Here is a 4085-nt window from a genome sequence, read left to right on the forward strand (position 1 = left end):
AAGCTATAAAAGCGATGGTTAATCCAGATCTGCAAGAACCATCTTTAATTCCTCAAATTTAGACCTGAATCCTTACGCAAAAGCTAACTGCACAAACGGTTCTTTGCCCGAACGGAAAGATTCAATTAACCAGTTTCCCTCTTTTCGCAATTGGGGAATTAATCCCGCAAATACCACAGAAGATTTGCCGCTGCCACTTGGTCCAACCACTACTACCAACGGTTGTTTGTACGTTACTTCTACTAAATTACTGACAAATTTCTCCTGTCCGAAAAAGAAGTCCGCATCTTCTTCCCCAAAGGCAGATAATCCTTGGTAAGGATTGGGCGGAATCACATCTTCAACAGCAATTACACCCTGAGCAATCGGAGCATAAATTAAATTCTTTTTCTTGAAAACAGGAGTTTCATGCTCTCGAAAACTTATCATCTGCGAGCAACCTAACTCGTAGGATTCTTCGAGCGTATATCCAGCAGCGATCGCATCATAAAACCCTACAGCAAAGGCAAGGGCTGCTCGATCTCCCACGGCTCGATTCATGCCAATGACATAATTAACGTATTGGCTAATTGCCTCCGCCTGTACTTCGGAATAACAAGCATTGAGAATTACACAATCTACACCTTTCTGGGCAAACAATTTAAACATACTAGCTAGGGCGTTTGTCTGCACCAGCGCCATTTTTCCGGTATCGTCTTCTAGGACAATTCCATCTTGGCCGGCACCATGCCCGCAAAAGTGGACTATGTTGGGTTGATAATCTAAAATTGCTCGGTAAAAGTCACGGGAACGCACGGCCCATTTTTGTTCTAATTTATACTGTTCTCGTTTATTTGCCCGTCGCAATCCTTCGTCAATTTCTCGGATCTCTTGCTCCAATCGCAGGGGAGCGGTATTGGTGGGATTGGCTGCCAGAATCAGAATTGTTTTGACTGGGGTGTGGTTAGTCATGGCTTCGGGAATTGCTCTGGTTTTCTGGAGCTTTTATTTCTGTTTGCTTAAAGAGATTTCTTTTACTTAAACGGCTCGAGGTATTTATATTACTATACGGTTCAGGTTTAGTATACCAAGCTGGCAATAAAATCTTTGCTGCCCGTTAAGTAAGTTTACACTGTCACAGAATGTAAAGCTATCATAAGCAGTGGGATTGATTTGCTTGAGTTCTTCAACAAATTGAACTGTGTTTGCTTTATTTCCGGTTCGATAGTAACTTTCTGGCGATTTAAATGTTACATACTTAGCAGCAGTTTGATGGGACGATCGCACTTTTTTAAAGAATGGTTAAGATTGCCGATGTGTAGCTAGGCATTCGTTAAGCTATATTGACTGGTTTTTACTCATCAGCTTCGTAGGTAAAGGACAATCAGCAATATTCTAGTTAACCATAGTCGGGAGACAAGTAATCATGGCAGAAATTGAAGTTCTTGTAGAAAGTTTGTGGGAACTTGATGAGGATCAGCTAGCAGCACAAATTGGCGATCGCGCTCAAGCCATAGGGGATGATGCGGCTGGACTTGGAACCAGAGGGATAGACCCAGCTTCCCTGGATTCTATTGATGTGAATGTTGCCGCTAGAGCATCGATCGATCCCAGGCTCCTAGAAGCTGGCCAGCGGTTGTTCGATCGCGTAAACCCCTTAGTTTACGAGCTGATGTGCAAACCTCTAGGAAACGATCCACAGACTCAGAAAATCCTGGATGAAGCGATGGGCCAGAATTACACTAAAGCTGCTGGGATGTTAACTCCTGTTCTCATCTCTGGACTGGGACTTGCTCCTGCTATTGCTACTCTCCTCGCTACGTTGATTATCAAAAAGATTGCCAATTATAGCGCTACTGCAATTTGTGACAATTGGAAGCAAAACCTGCCCAAACCCACAAGCTGAGCTATCAACGGAACTTCCACCGAAGGCGGAGGAAGTTCTGTTCCAGGTTTGGTGAACTCGATCGCGCTAGCACCTCAAGCCATTTGTTCGCGGGTTTTGAGAGCGACAATTCCGTCCGGCTTCAAACCTTTTTTCTGCTGAAATTCCTTGACGGCTGTATCTGTTGCCGGCCCAAATTCACCATCAACCCCAACTACAACGCCAGCCTTTTTCAAGCCTTCCTGAAGCTTGATTACATCTGAGCCTTCCATTCTGGGCATCGCCAAGCGCAAGGTTCTGGGCTTGTCATCCCACGGCGCTTTAGCAAACCCTTGAGCAGGCGATCGATTAAGTGCATCCTCGGTTTGGGGGCCAAAACCGCCATCCTCGCTAATCTTTGCATCCGGGTTGTTCTGATTCCAAAGCTGCTGAAAGGCGAGTATTGAATTACTGCGAAGATCGATCGTCCCGTCGCCTATGTAGTCGAAGTGAGGCGGATCGCCCGGTAATGGATGCCAGCCATATTGCATCAAATAAGATTCCCAGCCTCTGGCATCTTCAATGTCGATCGCTAGCCCTGTTTGGTGATTGCTGGTGCCTGGTGGCGCTACAGGATTAGAGTTGTTGAAGCGATCGTTATACAATAACATTTGCTGGGCGATCGTGCGGTAAGCAGAGTTCACCTGCATCGTTTGACCTCGATCTTGAATGGCTCTCTGAAGTGCCTCTTTTGCCGGGGTTTGTACGTAGGGAAAAGCTGCATCCAGCAAGTCTACATTAAGGTCATCAAAACTGACAAAGGCATCTGGCATCATCAGTTGTAGTTGATAAATCAACTGTTGAGATAAGCCATTGACCACCGCAGTCGAAGACATGGGGGCATCTTGGAGCAATCCTGGGAAACTGCCTCTAACTTCCAACATATCCCGTTGGACAAATTCTTCACAGGCTTCGATAATTACAGGTTGATTAAATAGAATGTCGCTTGAGTTAGTCATGGTTTTATCCAATCAATTTGAATTTGGTCAGTCCTGGATTCATAAACTCTATCCGTAGGCGATGCACACCGCACCTTACCTCCACAGAGCTTGTGAAAATTACTTTATTGTGTCAGTCTAATTGGTTACACAATCGATTTTATAGTCCCAATTCTTTGCGTGTGTGGACACCGACAACACCATCCGCCGTTACCCCTTTTTGCTGTTGAAACTCTCGCACAGCACGATCGGTGTCTTTACCAAAAACGCCATCTGCTGAAACATTTATTCCTGCTGCGATCAGCGCTTCTTGCACTTGACGCACATCCTCACCTTGCATTATTGGCTCCGTAAGTGTGAGAACCCGAACTTCAGGCATTCCTAAAAACAGAGCTTGCTCGGCCAAGCGCCTGCGTGTCAGCCCTGGCCAGGGTTCACCATTGACTTTATTCCACACAGGAAACTGATTGGCTGCTCCTTGATAATCCCCGTTGTTCAATAGCTTCAGAAGAGTTGAACCTCCAAAACCTTCTGTTCCTGGGCCCACGTTGAAACAGAAGCAAACCAGTGCAGAAAACTGGTTGTCATCGATCTCAACTTCAACGGCATCCTCAACATAGGATTCAAACTTTTCTAAATCTTCCCTCAGCAATTCTTCTGCTTGCGTTTGGCTAATAGTCAGTTCTGGATAAACATCATCGCCCGTGTGTCCGTAACCAATTGTCCAAACTCCACCGCCATCATCATAAGCAGTGAGTTCACATCCTTCAAAGGTAGTGAGAAGCTTGAAACCTTCTTGATTGATATGCTTTGAACCTCTTCCTTCTACCACATCAGGAGGTTGTTCGTCTGGAGGATGAATATGATATGTTTTAGCCACACTGAAGCTTAAAGCATCAATTAATGCTTTTACTTGCCCATTAGTCTCCGTGACCTTAATAGCTAGGTCGTCTTTGATTTCGTATACGCGACCATCGCCGAAGAGTTCCAACGATCTTTTTGGCATTTTAGTTTTTCCTTTTTACAAGGTAGGTTCAGTCAAAAGAGGCACCTTGAAGATCCGAACGCAATACTTTTGGCTATTTTGAAAATAAGTGAAAAGACTCTATTAATTAATGATTTCGATCAAAAGTCTTAGCTTGACGGGTAATTTGGTTATTATATAGGTCAATACTCCGGACAGTTTTTAAGCAGCCAGAGTACCATAAGACAAGACTGAAGGAAGGTTAGGGTGATTTAAAATC

Annotated in this window: 4 protein-coding genes; 1 reads left to right on the plus strand and 3 read right to left on the minus strand. The window is 44.7% G+C overall.

Translation table 11 applies throughout. From position 1 onward, the window contains the following. Positions 1–72: 72 nt before the first annotated feature. Positions 73–951, minus strand: coding sequence for an nSTAND1 domain-containing NTPase (locus tag QUA34_RS29750; protein ID WP_333391066.1), 879 nt, complete (start codon positions 949–951; stop codon positions 73–75). A 454-nt stretch (positions 952–1405) separates the two neighbouring features. Between QUA34_RS29750 and QUA34_RS29755 the strand changes: the two genes are divergently transcribed. Then, positions 1406–1885 carry a hypothetical protein gene (locus QUA34_RS29755; protein WP_333391070.1) on the plus strand — a complete coding sequence of 160 codons (480 nt, stop codon included), beginning with the start codon at positions 1406–1408 and terminating at the stop codon, positions 1883–1885. Between the two features lie 74 nt (positions 1886–1959). On the opposite strand, the gene QUA34_RS29760 is transcribed toward QUA34_RS29755, so the two are convergent. Further along, positions 1960–2862, minus strand: a complete 903-nt coding sequence (locus QUA34_RS29760; protein ID WP_333391073.1) for a peptidoglycan-binding protein — start codon at positions 2860–2862, stop codon at positions 1960–1962. Positions 2863–3001: 139 nt separating this feature from the next. After that, entirely contained in the window at positions 3002–3847 is an 846-nt protein-coding gene (locus QUA34_RS29765; protein ID WP_333391076.1) for a glycoside hydrolase family protein, read from the minus strand. Positions 3848–4085: the final 238 nt, after the last annotated feature.

It is taken from the genome of Microcoleus sp. POL10_C6 (assembly GCF_036701585.1).
Lineage (GTDB): Bacteria > Cyanobacteriota > Cyanobacteriia > Cyanobacteriales > Microcoleaceae > Microcoleus.

What these genes read in the sequence shown, in the direction of transcription:
- QUA34_RS29750 (WP_333391066.1), bottom strand. Translation starts at nt 951, where the DNA reads ATGACTAACCACACCCCAGTCAAAACAATTCTGATTCTGGCAGCCAAT.
- QUA34_RS29755 (WP_333391070.1), top strand. Translation starts at nt 1,406, where the DNA reads ATGGCAGAAATTGAAGTTCTTGTAGAAAGTTTGTGGGAACTTGATGAG.
- QUA34_RS29760 (WP_333391073.1), bottom strand. Translation starts at nt 2,862, where the DNA reads ATGACTAACTCAAGCGACATTCTATTTAATCAACCTGTAATTATCGAA.
- QUA34_RS29765 (WP_333391076.1), bottom strand. Translation starts at nt 3,847, where the DNA reads ATGCCAAAAAGATCGTTGGAACTCTTCGGCGATGGTCGCGTATACGAA.